The sequence below is a fragment of the Salinisphaera sp. RV14 genome, from assembly GCF_052044135.1.
Taxonomy (GTDB): domain Bacteria; phylum Pseudomonadota; class Gammaproteobacteria; order Nevskiales; family Salinisphaeraceae; genus Salinisphaera.
The window spans coordinates 58,160-74,239 of the sequence record NZ_JBQDYF010000005.1; the positions used below are offsets into that span (position 1 = coordinate 58,160).

Annotated in this window: 15 protein-coding genes; 6 read left to right on the plus strand and 9 right to left on the minus strand. The window is 66.3% G+C overall.

Annotated features, from left to right (window positions below; all coding sequences use genetic code 11):
* Positions 1 to 222: 222 nt before the first annotated feature.
* The 9 genes from ACS8Y6_RS07045 to rph all read right to left on the minus strand — a co-directional run bounded on the left by ACS8Y6_RS07045 (position 223) and on the right by rph (position 9,218).
* Positions 223 to 846 carry a PqiC family protein gene (locus tag ACS8Y6_RS07045; RefSeq protein WP_440855275.1) on the minus strand — a complete coding sequence of 208 codons (624 nt, stop codon included), beginning with the start codon at positions 844 to 846 and terminating at the stop codon, positions 223 to 225.
* A complete protein-coding gene (gene pqiB / locus ACS8Y6_RS07050; protein WP_440850018.1) occupies positions 843 to 2,495 on the minus strand; it encodes an intermembrane transport protein PqiB in 1,653 nt (550 codons plus the stop codon). The genes ACS8Y6_RS07045 and pqiB overlap by 4 nt, the downstream gene beginning before the upstream one ends.
* Positions 2,492 to 3,754, minus strand: a complete 1,263-nt coding sequence (locus ACS8Y6_RS07055; protein ID WP_440850019.1) for a PqiA/YebS family transporter subunit — start codon at positions 3,752 to 3,754, stop codon at positions 2,492 to 2,494. Before ACS8Y6_RS07055 ends, pqiB begins: the two co-directional genes overlap by 4 nt.
* Positions 3,755 to 3,804: 50 nt before the next feature.
* Positions 3,805 to 5,097, minus strand: a complete 1,293-nt coding sequence (locus ACS8Y6_RS07060) for a citrate synthase (protein WP_440850020.1) — start codon at positions 5,095 to 5,097, stop codon at positions 3,805 to 3,807.
* A 32-nt stretch (positions 5,098 to 5,129) separates the two neighbouring features.
* A complete protein-coding gene (locus ACS8Y6_RS07065; RefSeq protein WP_440855276.1) occupies positions 5,130 to 6,401 on the minus strand; it encodes a malic enzyme-like NAD(P)-binding protein in 1,272 nt (423 codons plus the stop codon).
* A gap of 133 nt (positions 6,402 to 6,534) precedes the next feature.
* A complete protein-coding gene (locus tag ACS8Y6_RS07070) occupies positions 6,535 to 6,723 on the minus strand; it encodes a CPXCG motif-containing cysteine-rich protein (RefSeq protein WP_440850022.1) in 189 nt (62 codons plus the stop codon).
* The gene (hemW, locus tag ACS8Y6_RS07075) at positions 6,723 to 7,904 is read right to left on the minus strand and encodes a radical SAM family heme chaperone HemW (protein ID WP_440850023.1); all 1,182 of its coding nucleotides are present in this window, start codon (positions 7,902 to 7,904) and stop codon (positions 6,723 to 6,725) included. The genes ACS8Y6_RS07070 and hemW overlap by 1 nt, the downstream gene beginning before the upstream one ends.
* Entirely contained in the window at positions 7,891 to 8,490 is a 600-nt protein-coding gene (gene rdgB / locus ACS8Y6_RS07080) for an RdgB/HAM1 family non-canonical purine NTP pyrophosphatase (RefSeq protein ID WP_440850024.1), read from the minus strand. The genes hemW and rdgB overlap by 14 nt, the downstream gene beginning before the upstream one ends.
* 2 nt (positions 8,491 to 8,492) lie before the next feature.
* Positions 8,493 to 9,218, minus strand: a complete 726-nt coding sequence (gene rph, locus ACS8Y6_RS07085; RefSeq protein ID WP_109992344.1) for a ribonuclease PH — start codon at positions 9,216 to 9,218, stop codon at positions 8,493 to 8,495.
* A gap of 161 nt (positions 9,219 to 9,379) precedes the next feature.
* Between rph and ACS8Y6_RS07090 the strand changes: the two genes are divergently transcribed.
* The 6 genes from ACS8Y6_RS07090 to recG all read left to right on the plus strand — a co-directional run bounded on the left by ACS8Y6_RS07090 (position 9,380) and on the right by recG (position 16,079).
* Entirely contained in the window at positions 9,380 to 10,243 is an 864-nt protein-coding gene (locus ACS8Y6_RS07090; protein WP_440850025.1) for a YicC/YloC family endoribonuclease, read from the plus strand.
* Between the two features lie 2 nt (positions 10,244 to 10,245).
* Positions 10,246 to 10,833: a guanylate kinase gene (gene gmk / locus ACS8Y6_RS07095; RefSeq protein ID WP_440855277.1), complete on the plus strand. Its 588-nt coding sequence runs from the start codon at positions 10,246 to 10,248 to the stop codon at positions 10,831 to 10,833.
* A gap of 65 nt (positions 10,834 to 10,898) precedes the next feature.
* A complete protein-coding gene (rpoZ, locus tag ACS8Y6_RS07100) occupies positions 10,899 to 11,210 on the plus strand; it encodes a DNA-directed RNA polymerase subunit omega (RefSeq protein WP_440850027.1) in 312 nt (103 codons plus the stop codon).
* Between the two features lie 98 nt (positions 11,211 to 11,308).
* Positions 11,309 to 13,468 (plus strand): RelA/SpoT family protein, encoded by a 2,160-nt coding sequence (locus ACS8Y6_RS07105; RefSeq protein WP_440850028.1) that lies wholly within the window; start codon positions 11,309 to 11,311, stop codon positions 13,466 to 13,468.
* A gap of 114 nt (positions 13,469 to 13,582) precedes the next feature.
* Positions 13,583 to 13,975, plus strand: coding sequence for a RidA family protein (locus ACS8Y6_RS07110; protein ID WP_440850029.1), 393 nt, complete (start codon positions 13,583 to 13,585; stop codon positions 13,973 to 13,975).
* Positions 13,953 to 16,079: an ATP-dependent DNA helicase RecG gene (gene recG, locus ACS8Y6_RS07115; protein ID WP_440850030.1), complete on the plus strand. Its 2,127-nt coding sequence runs from the start codon at positions 13,953 to 13,955 to the stop codon at positions 16,077 to 16,079. Before ACS8Y6_RS07110 ends, recG begins: the two co-directional genes overlap by 23 nt.
* The last annotated feature ends 1 nt before the right edge of the window (position 16,080 follow it).

Genomic DNA, 16,080 nt, shown 5'->3' on the forward strand with positions numbered 1-16,080 from the left:
AAAGCCGGCGCCTGTCCGTCTTTTATTTTCAAAGGCTTCGCGGCCGATGGCCGCGGCGAGCATGCGGTCGCATACGCGCGCTATCAACCCGAAAAATCATCTATTTTTGTGCCGGGTTAATAACTATCGAGCCCAGCATCCGGCTCGCCTCGATCCCGCAAATACGCGAAGAGCCTTGTTTATGCCGGTATCGTGGCACCGGCTCATGCCATCATGCCGGGCTCAGGGTCGTGGCGCCGACGCGAGCTTATCCGTCAGTGCCGGCACCATGCCGCGTGCTATGTCCTGCCAGCCGCGGGACAGGCTGTTGACCAGCGCCGGATAGCCATCGCCGGATAGCGGTACGGTTTTTTCGAAGGCGTGTCCGTCGAGGGTATGGCCTTTCGGCCCGACCAGCGTCCAGCGTCCGGCGATGTGCGCCTTGCCGTCATAATGGCCGAGAAACTGGTCCACGCGCGTCTGCAGCTGATAACGCCCCTGCTGGTTGCTGCTGGTGCGCACGACGTTCACGCCGGGAAGGCGTTGTTCCAGCGTGGCGTAGAGGTCGTCGGTGAGTTGCCCGGAAAGCGACGAGGCCCAGCGGTTGTCGTTGGCGATGACGACCTTGTGCGGCCCGGTCTGATAGACGATGCCGCCCTGGTCGAGATAAGACGCGGTCGTGACCGGCGCGATCATCAGGGTCGGTGCGCAGGGCTGTGGCGTGGTGTCCGGCGCGCTGGCGCCGGCGTCCAGTACGAACAGCGACGGCGAACGCTGCGTCGTTGCGCAGCCGGCGAGCGCGACAAGCGACACGCCCAGTGTCGCGGCTGTGAAGAGGCGCCGTAGCGAGGCACGGAAAAGCATCATGGGTGGGCCCTCGGGACCGGGTCCTTGCCGTCGGGACGGCCGAAGATCAGCGAATTGGGATGGTCACGCAGCGTGCGTGCCAGCGGCGCGGCATTGTCGAGTACCTGGTTCAGGCGGTCGATGGTCTGGTTGAGCTGCTGATAGGCCGGCGCGCCCTGCTGGAAGTTGTCGAGTGTGCGCTGCAACTGTTGCAATGTATCGCTGAGCTGGCCCGGCAGCTTCTGCGTGCCCGGCTCGGCCAGCAACGCATTGATGCGGTGAGTGGCCTGACGCAGTTGTTCCAGTGTCTCGTTGGTCGTGCGTGCGGCATGCTTGACCTGGTCGACGATCGGGCCGATGTCCAGTTTGTTGAGCTTGTCCATGAGATTCGACAGCTGCTGCTGGATGCTCGTGATCTGGCTTGGCTCGCTGGGGAATACCGGATACGGGCCGACCTTCTTCGGGTCGTAGTCCTTGGCATGTTGATCGAAGGTTAGGTCGACGAACATCGCGCCGGTCAACAGATTCGAGGATTTGACCGTTGCCCGGAGCCCGTGTTTAAAGAACTGCCGATTGCGCTCGTGCCACTGCTTATCGCTCATGTGGGCCCAGGCCAGGCTCGGGCGTTGCGGCTCGATGGCGATCAGTACCGGAATCTTGAAACCCGAAAAACTCGAGGGTTTGAAATCCGGCGGATAGAAGGGGACCTTCTCCACCGTGCCCACGCGCAGCCCGCGATACTCGACCGCCGCGCCGGCATTCAGCCCGCGTACCGAGTCGTCGAGCAGTACCACATATCTGAGCTGGCGTTTGTAGCGATCCTGGGTCGCGGCATTGTGGGTCGCGTAGAGTTTGAAGCGTTCGCCATTGCTGGCGGACTGGCCGCTGTCCACGTCCGCCGGCTGGCCGAAGGTAATGCCGCCGGCCAGCACGCTCTGCAGCGAGCCCAGCTGGACATCGACGCCGTCGGAACCCAGATGCAGATCCACGCCGGAGCGCAGCCAGAACTGTGTGGCGTGGGTGATCAGCTGGGAATAGGGCTTGCTGATGAACACGGTGTAGCGGGTCTGGCGCTTGGCGACCGAGAATTGGCTGTCCTCGATCCGGCCGACATTCTGCCCCTGGTAGACGATTGGATCGCCCACCGACAACGTATTGTCGCCGGAATTGATCAGTTGCACCGTCACCCCCGGCTTGTTGCTGGGCATCGGTGGCGGGCTGTCCTGAACGTTGAAGTGACGCTTGTCGCTGCGTTGCTTGGCGGGGCGTAGCTGCAGGTAGGCGCCCGACAGGATGGTGTTCAGGCCGGAAATCCCCTGTGGGCCGACGCGCGGCTTGACCACCCAGAATGTCGCCCCCTCGCCGAGCAGTTTGCCGGTGTCGGGATTCATCTGCACGGTGACCTGCGCGCCCTGGCCGTCGTCGGTCAGCGCCACGCCCGTGACATGGCCAACCTGCACGCTGCGCACCTTGAGCTGCGTGCTCCCGGCCTCAATGCCCTCGGCCGTATCCATATCCAGCGTGATCACCGGGCCGCGGGAGGCCCAGCTATCGTACAGCAGCCAGCCCCCGATCAGCGCCGCGGCGAGCGGGATCAGCCAGACCGGGGAAACACGCCATCGGCGCGGCGTGGTGATTTCGGCGGTATCGTCGGGCGGGTTATCGCTCATGAAGCATTGCCAGGGGCCCGCTCGGGCCAGAGTAAACGGGTATCGAAGGTGAGTGCTGCGATCATGGTGAGGATGACCACGCCAGCGAAGGCGATCGCGCCGGGCCCGGGTTCGATCGACATCAGCGCCCCGGCCTGAACCAGGGTCGCCAGCACGGCGACCACGAACACGTCAATCATCGACCAGCGGCCGATTTTTTCCGTGATGCGGTAGGCGCGCGTGCGCGCCAGCGACGCGGCGGGCCGGCCCCGGGCGGCGATGCAGAGCCAGGCCAGGGCCACGATCTTGGAGACCGGCACCACGATGCTGGCCACGAAGATCACCGCCGCGATCGGCCAGTCGCCGGATTCGGCCAGGTGCAGGACGCCGGCCGCGATCGTCTGCGGCTGGGCATTGCCGAGGGTCACCGTGGACAGCACCGGATAGATATTGGCCGGGATATACAGCAGCGCGGCGGTAACCAGCAGCGCCCAGGTGAGCTGGATGCGATCGACCCGGAACACATGATGACGCTTGCCGCAGCGCGGGCAGCGGTGGCGCCGGTGAGCCACGAACGGCGTGCCGCAGGCGCCGCAGGCGATCAGCGACTGGCTCCGGCCGCTGGCGCCGGCATGCGCCGTCATGCCTGGTTCGGGGGCTGGCGCGATCGCATCCCAGAGTGCGGTCCAGTCAATGAGTGTCACCGTGCGCAGCAACAGCAGCGAATAGATGCAAAAGGCGATGAACGACGCCCGGATATGGATATCGGCCAGGGATACGATCTTGACCAGGCTGACCAGCACGCCGACGATGAATACGTCGGACATCATCCAGGGCTCGATCGGTCGCAACAGGCGGGCCAGCGGTATCGCGCCCGGCAGTCGTTGATGGCCGGCGCCAAGGCAGAGATAGACCAGGGCGGCGAGATACAGGCCGGGGAACGCCACCGTGGTTGCCAGCAACACAAGCGCGAGCACGCCGTAATGGTCGCCGATCAACGCCCCGGCCGTATCGGCGAAGCTCATGACGTGGCCCACGCCGTGGGTGGAAAACGCGAGGAACGGAAACGCGAACACCAGGCCGAGCATGATAAGCGCGCCGATGGCGCAGGCCATCGGCGCCTGGGCATCGCGCCGCGCGGTACCGGTCAGGTGATGATGGCAGCGTGGGCAGTGGGCACGCTGCCCGGGCCGGCGCGCCGGCAGTCGAACCACCCAGTCGCATTCACTGCACAACGCCAGTCGCCGCGCCGTGGTCGGCGAGCCCGGTGTCTCGCTCACGTCAGCGGCGGCCGTGGGCGCCGCTGACGATGCGCTCGCGGTGGCGCGGATCAGCGGTTGTCGATATCGACGTAGTCACGCAGGTCGTAGCCGGTATAGACCTGACGCGGACGTGCGATGCGCATGTTCGGATCGGCCATCATCTCGGACCAGTGCGCGGCCCAGCCGACCGTGCGCGCGATGGCGAACATCGGCGTGAACATATTGATCGGAATGCCCAGCGCCTGATAGATGATGCCGGAGTAGAAATCCACGTTCGGATACAGCTTGCGCTCGACGAAGTAATCGTCTTCCAGCGCCACCCGCTCCAACTCAAGCGCCAGCTCGAACAGCTTGTTGTTCTGCATGTTGTAGTGCTCGAGCACTTCATGGCAGTAGCTGCGGATGACCTTGGCGCGCGGGTCGAAGTTCTTGTACACGCGGTGGCCGAAGCCCATCAGCTTGAATGGGTCGTCCTTGTCCTTGGCCTTGTCGAGATACCTGGAGACCTGGGAGGCGTCGCCGATCTCGGCGAGCATGTTCAGCACCGCCTCGTTGGCGCCGCCGTGGGCCGGGCCCCAGAGTGCGGCGATGCCGGTCGAGATGGCGGCATAGGGGTTGGCCCCGGTGGAGCCGGCCATGCGTACGGTCGAGGTCGAGGCATTCTGCTCGTGATCGGCGTGCAGGATGAACAGGATGTCCAGCGCCTTGGCGGCGACCGGATCGACTTCGTACTCCTCGGCCGGCACGGCGAACATCATGCGCAGCAGGTTCGAGGCATAGTCGAGATGATTCTTCGGGCCGATCTTGGGTTGGCCGATGGAGTGCTTGTAGGCCGCGGCCGCGATGGTCGGCATCTTGGCGATCATGCGATGCGCGAAGATCTCCCGGTGCTCCGGATCGCGGATGTCGGTGGTGTCGTGGTAGAACGCCGACAGCGAACCCGTGATGCCGGTGAGTATGGCCATCGGATGGGCGTCGTAGTGAAAGCCGTCGTAGAACTTGACCAGCGACTCGTTGAGCATCGTGTGATGGGTGATGGAGTCGCGGAACGCCGCCATTTGATCCGCGGTCGGCAGCTCGCCGTTGAGCAGCAGATAGCAGACTTCCAGATAGCTCGACTTTTCGGCCAGATCCTCTACCGAGTAGCCGCGGTACATGAGCTTGCCGTTCTCGCCGTCGATGAAGGTGATGTCGGAATCGCAGGAACACGTGGCGGTGAACGCCGGGTCGTAGGTGAATACGCCCTGTTTCTGGTTGAGTGCGCGCACATCGACGGCCGGCGTGCCCCGGGTCCCTTCGACCAGGGGCAACTCAGTGGTCTGGCTCTCGTCGCCGTTAATCAATTTGTACGTGTGGGCCATGGTGAGTCTCCCGAAAGTTGCCGCAGGGCTCCCTACCGATCGGATACATCGATCGCGGGCTGCGGGTAATGCGAAGGGTATTCAATGCGTGCCACGCCGGTTTCCACCGCGGCGGCGGCAACCGCCGGCGGTACGAAATCGATCAGGCGCGGGTCGAACGGGCTGGGGACGATATAGTCCGGCCCGAACGACATGCTGTCCTGGCTGTGCGCTTCCAGCACCGTATTGGGCACCGGGCGGCGGGCGAGTTCGCCCATGGCGCGCGCGGCGGCGACGCACATCTGCATGTTGATGCGTCGCGCGCGCACGTCCAATGCGCCGCGGAAGATATAGGGAAAGCCCAGCACGTTATTGATCTGGTTCGGATAATCCGAGCGGCCGGTGGCCATGATCAGGTCGTCGCGCACGGACTTGGCATCTTCCGGCAAGATCTCGGGGTTCGGATTGGACAGCGCGAACACGACCGGTCGGGGCGGCATGGACGCGATCTGCGCCCTGGATACCGTGTCCGGCCCGGACACGCCGATGAACACGTCGGCGATCGCCATGACGTCATCGACCGTGCGCTTGTCGGTCCGGGTGGCGAATTTGGCCTTGTATTTCGACAGATCATCGCGGCCGTCGTGGATCACGCCCTTGCTGTCGCACATGTAGATGTGCTCTTGGGTCACGCCCATCTCGATCAGCAGATTCATCGAGGCAATGGCCGCCGCGCCCGCGCCCATGCACACGATCCTGGCGTCGGCGAGCTTCTTGTCCTGCAGTTCCAGCGCGTTGATCAGGCCGGCGGCGACGATGATCGCGGTGCCGTGCTGGTCATCATGGAACACCGGAATATCCAGGCGCTCGATCAGCGCGTTCTCGATCTCGAAACATTCAGGGGCGGCAATGTCTTCCAGGTTGATGCCGCCGAAGGTCGGCGCGATACGCGTGACCGTCTCGATCATGGCCTCGGCGGTATCGGCGTCGACCTCGATGTCGAATACATCGACATCGGCGAATTTCTTGAACAGGACGGCCTTGCCTTCCATCACCGGCTTGCTGGCCAGTGCGCCCGTATTGCCCAGGCCCAGTACCGCAGTGCCGTTGGAAATCACCGCGACCAGATTACCCTTGGAGGTATAGCGGTAGGCGTCTTCCGGGTTGTCGCGAATCGCCTTGACCGGCTCCGCCACGCCCGGCGTATAAGCCAGCGAGAGTTCGCCGTAGGTCGTGAACGGTTTGGTTACCGATATACCCAGCTTCCCCGGTTTGGGGCGGGCGTGGTAATCCAGAGCTTCCTGTTTACGTGAATATTCGGCCATGTAGCCCAATTGGTTGTTCTGCGGCATTGCACGCGCGGGACCGCGCGTGCGCACAGCGAATGACGGTCGAGTATAGACGGCGGTCCGCGTTGCAGCCAGCCGCCAGCCCTCGTCTCATGCCTGGGTGCCGAAACTATACGTTTTCCGGCTCGGCGTCGACATGATCCAGTATGCCCGCGTTGTCGATCGCGATTGTAAGCACGATCGGCTGGCAGCAGACGAAACAATCCTCGACGTAGCGCTGATTGCCGGCGGTGGTGTCCACCACGATGGTGATGGTTTCGCCGCAGTACGGACACACTAAGCTGGGTTCGTCGATCATCAAAGCAGCTCGGCAAGAATGGTGTCGAGAAAATACCAGCCGTGATCGCTGGCGCGCAGCGTTTCGGCATCGGCCACGAGCAACCGCCGGTTGATCGGCTCGGCCAGCGTCGTCAGCAGTTGTGCCCATGCCAGGCCGGTACGTGCTTCGTATTCCGGGCGGATGAGGCCGTGGCGTCGACGCAGGCCGTTGAGCAATGCTTCGAAGCGGGCATCCTCGGGCGTCAGATGGCGGGTCTCGGTGATCGCGGCGGGGGAGCCGGCGGACTTCATGTAGCCGGCCGGCCAGCGCTGGCGCGCGGTACGTACGATCGTGCCGTCGCCCAGCGTCTGCTTGCCGTGGGCGCCGGCGCCGATCGCCAGATAGTCGCCGAAGCGCCAGTAGTTGTCGTTGTGCCGACAACGGTGGTCGCCGCCCCAGGCGGAAACCTCGTACTGGGTATAACCGGCGCCGCGCAGGCGTTCGGCGGCGGCTTCGAACAGGTCCGCGACCCGGTCGTCGTCGGGGCGTGGGGGCGGCCGCCGGTGAAACGGTGTGCCGGGTTCCAGCGTCAGCTGATAATAGGAAATATGGCCCGGATCCCGGGCCAGCAGCGTGTCGATGTCGGCCAGGCCGGAGGCCGGGGTCTGGCCCGGCAGGCCGAACATGAGATCGCAGTTGAGCCGCTCGATGCCGGCGGCCTGGACATCGGCGATGGCGGCCAGCGCCTCGCCGGGGCCGTGGATGCGTCCGAGCGCGGCCAGGCAATCGGCATCCAGACTCTGCACACCCAGCGAGATGCGGTTCACGCCGGCCGCGGCCATATCCACGAAGCGGCTGCGCTCCGTGGTGCCGGGGTTGGCCTCGAGCGTGATCTCGCAATCCGCGGCCAGCCCCAGGCGCCGGTCCAGGGCGTCGAGCACCCGCCCGATCGCGGCTCCGGAGAACAGGCTGGGCGTGCCGCCGCCGATGAATACGCTGGTGATCGGGCGGGTCTCGTCGGCGGCGGCGAGCCGCCAGTCCGCGAGCAATGCATCGATATAGGCCGATTCCGGCAACTCCGCGGGCGCCCGATGCGAATTGAAGTCGCAGTACGGGCATTTGGCCACGCACCACGGCAGATGTACGTACACCGCCAGCGGGGTGGCCGCGGCATCGCCGCGAGCCCGTGGGGTCTGCGATGCGGTTTCAGCGACGTTCACGAAACCGGTCGATAAGGGCCGCCATGGCGCGGCCGCGATGGCTGACGGCGTTCTTTCGATCGGCGGTCAGTTCCGCCGCGCTCGCATTTTCTTCGGTCGCCCAGAACAACGGATCGTAGCCGAAGCCGCCGTCGCCGCGGGGGGCGGACAGAATTTTGCCGCGCCACACGCCCTGGGCGATCACCGGCACCGGATCGTCGGCCGCCCGGGTCGCCACCAGGCAGCAATGGAAGGCGGCGCCCCGCCCGGCGTCCGGCACGCCGGCCAGTGCTTCGAGCAGCGCGGCGTTGTTGGCCGCGTCGTCGCCGTGGATGCCGGCAAAGCGTGCCGAGCGGATGCCCGGGGCGCCGCCCAGATAATCCACCGCCAGGCCGGAGTCGTCGGCGATCGCCGGCAGGCCGGTCGCCGCTGCGGCATGACGCGCCTTGATCAGGGCATTGTCGACGAAGGCGACGCCGTCCTCGACGGCATCCGGGACGTCGAATGCCGCCTGGGATACGACTTCGATGTCGAGTTCCGCCAGCAGCGCGGCCAGCTCGCTGAGCTTGCCGGGGTTGGCGGATGCGAGAACCCAGCGTTCGGTCATGCTCAGCCCTCGGCCAGCGCGGCGCTCTGGATTTCGATCAATTCGCCGATACCTTTCTGGGCGTGGCCGATCAGCGCGTCGAGCTCGCCGCGGGCGAAGGCATGGCCCTCGGCCGTGCCCTGCAGCTCGATGAAACCGCCGGCCTCGTTCATCACCACATTCATGTCGGTCTCGGCCTGGCTGTCTTCGGCGTAGTCGAGATCGAGCACCGGCGCGCCGGCATAGATGCCGACCGACACCGCCGCCAGCTGGCCGTGCAGGGGGCTGGATTTCAGCTTGCCGTCGGCCACCAGTCGGTTCATTGCATCCACCAGGGCGACATAGCCGCCGGTGATCGAGGCCGTACGGGTGCCGCCGTCGGCCTGGATCACGTCGCAGTCGATCGTCACCGAACGCTGGCCGAGCGCTTTCAGGTCCATCACCGCACGCAGGCTGCGTCCGATCAGGCGCTGGATCTCGATCGTGCGCCCGCCTTGTTTGCCGCGTGCGGCCTCGCGCCCGTTGCGACTGCCGGTCGCGCCCGGCAGCATGCCGTATTCGGCCGTCAGCCAGCCCGAGTCGGTGCCGCGCAGCCACGGCGGTATGCGCTCTTCGACGCTGGCGGTGCAGATCACGCGGGTGTCGCCGAACGACACCAGTACCGAACCGGCCGCGTGCTTGGTGAAATGGCGCTGGATGGTCACGTCACGGAGCTGGTCGGCGGCGCGGCCGCTGGGTCGGTTGATCAAGTTCGCCTCGTGAGGGTTTGGGTGGAATAGCCCGCTAGTGTATCAGCGCCCGCGCCTGTCGCGCCGGCCGGCAACGCGCACCGGTCGCGCCCGGGGCGGGTGCCGGCTATGCGATACTGCGCGCCATTCGGCGACCACAAGCAATCGATCAAGGCACGCGTATGACCCGCAGCATGACCGGATTCGCACGCCGCGAGGCCCAGGGCGAGTGGGGCGAACTCGTCTGGGAGCTGCGCAGCGTCAATCACCGCTATCTCGATGTATCCGCCCGCCTGCCCGAGCCCTTGCGCGCACTTGAGCCCGCCATCCGCGAGCAAGTGGGCCAGTATGTCGGCCGCGGCAAGGTGGAGGTGACTGCCCGGTTGGCGACCGCCCGCCCGGACCAGTCGATCGAGATCGATAGCGAGCGTCTGGCCGCGGTGTCCGCCGCGGTCGATACCGTGCGCTCGAGCGTGATCGATTGCCGGGCGCCGGACGCACTGCAGCTGCTGACGTTTTCCGGCGTCCAGAAAGAGATCGAGCCGGACACCGAAACGCTGCAGGCCGCGGCGCTGGAATCGCTGAACACGGCGCTCGCCGATCTGCGCGACATGCGCGCGGCCGAAGGGGCGCGTCTGGCGGATATGCTGGTGACCCGGGCCGACGCGATCGGGCAACACGCCCAGGCGGTGCGCCGTCGTGTGCCCGATGTGCGGGCCGAGCAGGCCGACAAGCTGCGTGCCCGGCTCGCCGAGATGGACATCGAGGCCGATCCGGCTCGGGTCGAAACCGAGCTGGTCATGGCGGCCCAGCGCATGGACGTGGCCGAGGAACTGGATCGGCTGGGCGCGCACATCGAGGCGCTCAAGCATGCCCTGACGCGCGACGAACCGATCGGGCGCCGGCTGGATTTCCTGATGCAGGAGTTCAATCGCGAGGCCAACACGCTCGGCTCGAAGTCGGTCGATGCCGAGGTCACCGGGCACGCGGTGGAAATGAAGGTGCTCATCGAGCAGATGCGCGAACAGGTGCAGAACATCGAATGACCGTGGCAAATCACACCGATAACCGGGCCGGCCGGCTGTATGTCATCTCCGCGCCGTCCGGTGGCGGCAAGACCAGCCTGACGCGTGCCGTGATCGCGCGCCTCGGCGAGGGCGGGCGCATCGCTCGCTTCTCCGTGTCATACACCACGCGCGCCGCGCGCGCCGGCGAGGTCGACGGCGTGGACTATCACTTCGTCACGCGCCAGGTGTTCGAGGCCATGATCGCCCGCGGCGAATTCCTGGAGTATGCACGCGTGTTCGATCGTTATTACGGCACGTCGGCCGCCGAGACCGAACGCTGGCTCGACGCCGGCCAGGACGTGGTGCTGGACATCGACTGGCAGGGCGCGGCCCAGGTTCGCGAGCGCGCGCCGCAGGCCGTGACCATCTTCATCCGGCCGCCGTCGCGGCAAGAACTGGAACGGCGCCTGCGGGCCCGCGGCTCGGAGGACGAGGCCGCGATCCAGCGTCGACTGGCCGAGGCCGACGACGAACTCGCCCACGCCGACGATTACGACTATCAGATCGTCAACGACCGCTTCGAGCGGGCGCTGGACGAATTGACCCGGATATTCGAGCGCACCGCCTGATTGCGCTGGCTGCGAACAACTCGAATCGTTATACTGCCCGATTGCGCTAGAAATGCGAGGTACCCATGGCGCGCGTTACCGTTGAAGATTGTCTCGAACACGTCGACAACAAGTTCGAACTGGCGACCATCGCGTCCAAGCGGGCTCGGCAGCTCGCGCGCGGCGCGCACTCCCAGCTGGACTGGGAGGACGACAAGCCCTCCGTGCTCGCGCTGCGCGAGATCGCGGAAGGCCTGATCAGCCGCGACATCCTGAAAGAACCGGATCTGCCGCCCATGTCGTCGAGTATGGAAGCGCCGCGCCCGGCCGAGCCCGGCGAGGAAGATTTCCAGGCCGATGAAAGACGCGGCGCGAAGAAGGCCGGCGCCGACGAGTGACGACAGCGCGGGCCGGGCGTGCCACGGCGCGCGCCCGGCCGCTCGCGGCCTGCGCCGCAAGGCTCGCCAGCCCCGCGCAATCAAAGTAATCTGAGGCCATGGAACTGAATGGCCTGACACGTATCCAGAGCAAGATCCGCACCTCGCGCATATCGCGCGAGTACGGCATCGATGCGCTCGCCGAGCATCTGGAAACCTATCTGCCCGCCGAGCAGATTGCCCAGGTCCGATCGGCCTACGAATACGGTGAGCGCCAGCATCGCGGCCAGTTCCGCAAGACCGGCGAACCCTACATCTACCATCCGCTGGCGGTCGCCCGCATTCTGGCCAACATGCGCCTGGATGCCACCACCCTGATGGCGGCGATCCTGCACGACGTGATCGAGGATACCGACGCCGCGCGCGACGAGGTCGCGCAGCGCTTCGGTGCCGAAGTGGCCGCGCTCGTCGACGGCGTATCCAAGCTGGACAAGGCCCAGTTCCGCAGCCGCGAGCAGGCCACCGCCGAGAGCTTCCGCAAGCTCATGCTGGCGATGACGCACGATATCCGCGTGATCCTGGTCAAGCTCGCCGACCGCCTGCACAACATGCGCACGCTCGGCGGCATGAGCCCGAAGAAACGCGCCCTCATCGCGCGCGAGACGCTCGATATCTATGCGCCGATCGCGCGCCGGCTGGGCATCAACAGCATGCGCGAGGAGCTCGAGGAGAAGGGCTTTGCCAATCTCTATCCGCGGCGCTACGAGGTGCTGCTGCGGGCCTCGCGCTCGATTACCGGCGATCGGCGCAGCCTGCTGCGCGAGATCGAGGAAAACCTCTCGCGTGCGGTCGCCGCCGAGGGGCTGACGGCCGCGGTCCGGGGCCGGCGCAAGAATCTGTACAGCATCTATCGCAAGATGCGCGAGAAGCATCGACGTTTTCTCGATGTCTTCGATCTGTACGGCGTCCGCGTGATCGTGAACACGGTCGATGAATGCTATCGCGTGCTCGGCATCGTGCATCATCGTTATCGGCCGATTTCCGAGCAGTTCAACGACTACATCGCCAACCCCAAGCTCAACGGCTATCAATCGCTGCATACCACGGTGCTGGCGCGTGGCGGCCTCAAGTTCGAGGTTCAGATCCGAACCCGCGAGATGGATCAGATCGCCGAATCGGGCATCGCGGCACACTGGCAATACAAGCTGGGCGAATCGGTCGGCAAGCTCGGCAATCTGGATACCAGCGCCTGGCTCGGCCATCTCGCGGAGATGACCGAGGGCGAGCGGGACTCGCTGGCCTTCGTCGACAACCTGCGCCTGGACCTGTTCCCCGACGAGGTCTACGTGTTCACGCCCAAGGGCCAGATCATCCAGCTGGCCAAGGGCTCGACCTGCGTCGACTTCGCCTATGCGGTGCATACCGAGCTCGGCAACCGCTGTGTGGCGGCCCGTGTCGATGGTCACCTGGCGCCGTTGAACAACAAGCTGAAGTCGGGCCAGACGGTCGAGATCATCACCGCCAAGCATGCGCGGCCGAACGCGGCCTGGCTGCATTTCCTGCGCACCGGCAAGGCACGCTCGGGGGTGCGCAGCTATCTGAAGAACCAGCGCGAGGACAAGGCGCGCGAACTCGGCGAGCGTCTGCTGGAAAAATCGCTATCCGATCTCGGCCTGTCGCTGCGGCGGCTGTCGCGCAGCGATATCGATCGCGGCCTGGCCGAGATGGGCGAAGCCAGTCTGCCGGCGCTGTATGCGGCCATAGGGCTCGGCCGGCGGCTGGCGCCGCTGGTGGCCCGGCATTTCCTGGCCAGCGATGCCCCGGTGGCGGCCGGCAAGCGCGCCAAGCCGTTGGCGGTGCAGGGCACCGAGGGCCTGGTTGTGGAGTTCGCCAAGTGCTGTCATCCGGTGCCGGGTGACGCGATCCACGGCCAGGCGAGCGTCGGCCGCGGACTGGTGGTGCACCGCACCGGTTGCGCCTATTCGTCGCGCAAGGGCGCGTCCAATGATCGCGTGGAGCTGACCTGGGCCGACAACGTGTCCGGCGACTACGACGTGGAACTGCGGGTGACCGCGTCCAACGAGCGCGGATTGCTGGCCAACATTTCATCGCGTATTGCCGACGGGGAATGCAGTATCGAGAACGTCAATTTCCCCGAGCGCGGCGGTGCGCTGGTGACGATTCGATTCCTGATCGGCGTTCGCGACCGCCAGCATCTGGCCAGCGTCATACGGCGCATTCGCCGTATCCCGCAGGTGGAAAAGGTCGAGCGCAGCTGACCCGCGCCGGTCGACACGTCGGGGCCGGTCGACGAAAACACACGCTGACGTCTGGGCCGAAACGAAATGCTGTGTAAAAATACAGTGTCTTTTTTTTACCATCGCGGAGTCGCCATGCAGCCGATCAACCAGCAGATCATCCACACCGAGAACGCCCCGGCGGCGATTGGGCCGTATTCCCAGGCCGTGAGCGCCAACGGCACGATCTTCGTCTCCGGGCAGATTCCGCTCGACCCGGCAACCGGCGAGCTGGTCGACGGCGATTTCAAGGCCCAGGTCGAGCAGGTTTTCGACAATCTGACCGCGATCGCCGAAGCCGCGGGCACGACCCTGGCCAATGCGGTGCGCATCGGCATCTATCTGACCGACATGGATCAGTTTGCCGTGGTCAACGAAGTCATGAAGGCGCGTTTCAACGCGCCGTATCCGGCGCGTGCGGCCATCGGTGTGGCCGCCCTGCCCAAGAATGCGGCCGTCGAGGCGGATGCCATCCTCGTCGCCGATTAGGGCCGCCTCGCCACCGCAATCGGCGGCCGCGCCGGCGGCCACCGCCAGCGTCAGACGGCTGGCCGGCGTCGGCCCCAAGCTGGCAGATCGGCTGGCCGGCCTCGGCATCGTCTCGATTGGCGATGTCCTGCTGCACCGCCCGTTGCGCTACGAGGACAGAAGCCGGATCACGCCGGTGCTCGAACTCGCGCCCGGGCGGGCGGCGCTGGCGGTGGTTCGTGTCGAATCCGCCGAGGTCCGGATGGGCCGGCGGCGCAGCCTGCTCGTGACCACATCGGACGGCGCCGGGCGGCTGTGGCTGCGATTCTTTCATTTCGGCCCGGCACAACAGGCGCGGCTGGCGCCGGGCACGTGGCTGCGCGTCTACGGCGAGCCGCGCGGTGGCGCCTACGGCCCGGAAATGGTGCACCCGGAAACCGAGGTCGTGGCCGATGCCGCGGCCGGGCATGATTTCGTGCCATCGTTCACCCCCGTGTATCCGGCGACCGCGGGGGTGACCCAGAATCGTCTGCGTGACCTGGTCGGACAGGCGTTGACGCTGATCGAGCGGCCCGACTTCTGGCCCGAGGGGCTGCCGGCGGGCCTCGCCGGACCGGCGCTGGCCCTATCGGCGGCCGAAGCCCTGCGCCGGATCCACGCGCCGCCGCCCGGCACCGATCTGGCGGCCCTGGCCGACGGCCGCGACGCCGCCTGTCGGCGCCTGGCGTTCGAGGAGCTGCTCGGCCACCAGCTGGCGCTCCGGTCGCGGCGCAAGCAGATTCGCAGCGACCGGGCGCCCGCCATGCGCGAAGCCGGGCGCGGCCTGGCGCCGTTATTCGAAGGCCTCGGTTTCGCGCCGACCGCCGCGCAGCGCCGGGTGATCGGCGAGATTCTGGCCGATATGGCGGCGGCTTCGCCGATGCTGCGGCTGGTGCAGGGCGATGTCGGTTCGGGCAAGACGGTGGTCGCCGCCGCGGCGCTGCTCACCGCCGTCGACAACGGCTGGCAGGGCGCCTTCATGGCGCCCACCGAATTGCTGGCCGAACAGCATCACGGCGCCTTGTCGCGCTGGCTGGAACCGCTCGGCGTGCCGGTCTGGCTGATCACCGGCAAGCGCAAGAAGGATGAACAGATCGTCGCCGCGATCGCGGCCGGCACGCCGGGCGTTGCGGTCGGCACCCATGCGTTGTTCCAGAGCGCGGTCGAGTTTGGCCGGCTGGGTCTGGCGGTGATCGACGAGCAGCACCGCTTCGGCGTCGACCAGCGTCTGGCGCTGCGCAACAAGGCCGGCTCCGGGCGCACCACGGCGCATCAGTTGATCATGACGGCGACCCCGATCCCGCGCACACTCGCGATGAGCGCCTATGCTGATCTGGATACCTCGGTTATCGACGAGTTGCCGCCCGGGCGCACGCCGATCACGACCGTGGCCATCCCGAACACCCGCCGTAATGAAGTGATCGCCCGTATCGGCGATGCCGTGGCCGAGGGCCGGCAGGTGTACTGGGTCTGCACCCTGATCGAGACCTCGCACAAACTCGAGGCCCAGGCCGCGGAAGCGGCGGCCGAGTCGCTCTCGGAAGCGCTCGACGGCGCCCGTGTCTCGCTGGTTCACGGGCGCATGAAGGCCGCCGACAAGGCCCGTGCGATGACGGCCTTCAAGGACGGGCGCATCGATATCCTGGTGGCGACCACGGTCATCGAGGTGGGCGTGGACGTGCCCAACGCCTCGCTCATGATCATCGAGAATGCCGAGCGGCTCGGGCTGGCCCAGCTGCATCAACTGCGCGGGCGGGTCGGGCGCGGCACGGTGGCCAGCCACTGCGTGCTGCTCTACCAGGGGCCGCTGTCGGATACCGCCCGCGCGCGGCTCGCGGCACTGCGCAAGACTTCCGACGGCTTCGCCATCGCCCGCGCCGACCTGGAACTGCGCGGCCCGGGCGAAGTGCTGGGTACGCGCCAGACCGGCGCCCAGGCCTTCCGTATCGCCGATCTGGTGCGCGATGCCGATCTCGCCGAATCGGCGCTCGGCCTGGCTGACGACGTGCTCGCCTATCACCCGCGCGAGGCCGATATCCTGATTGCACGCTGGACCCAGGCCGCTGCGGCCTATGCGCGGGTGTAGT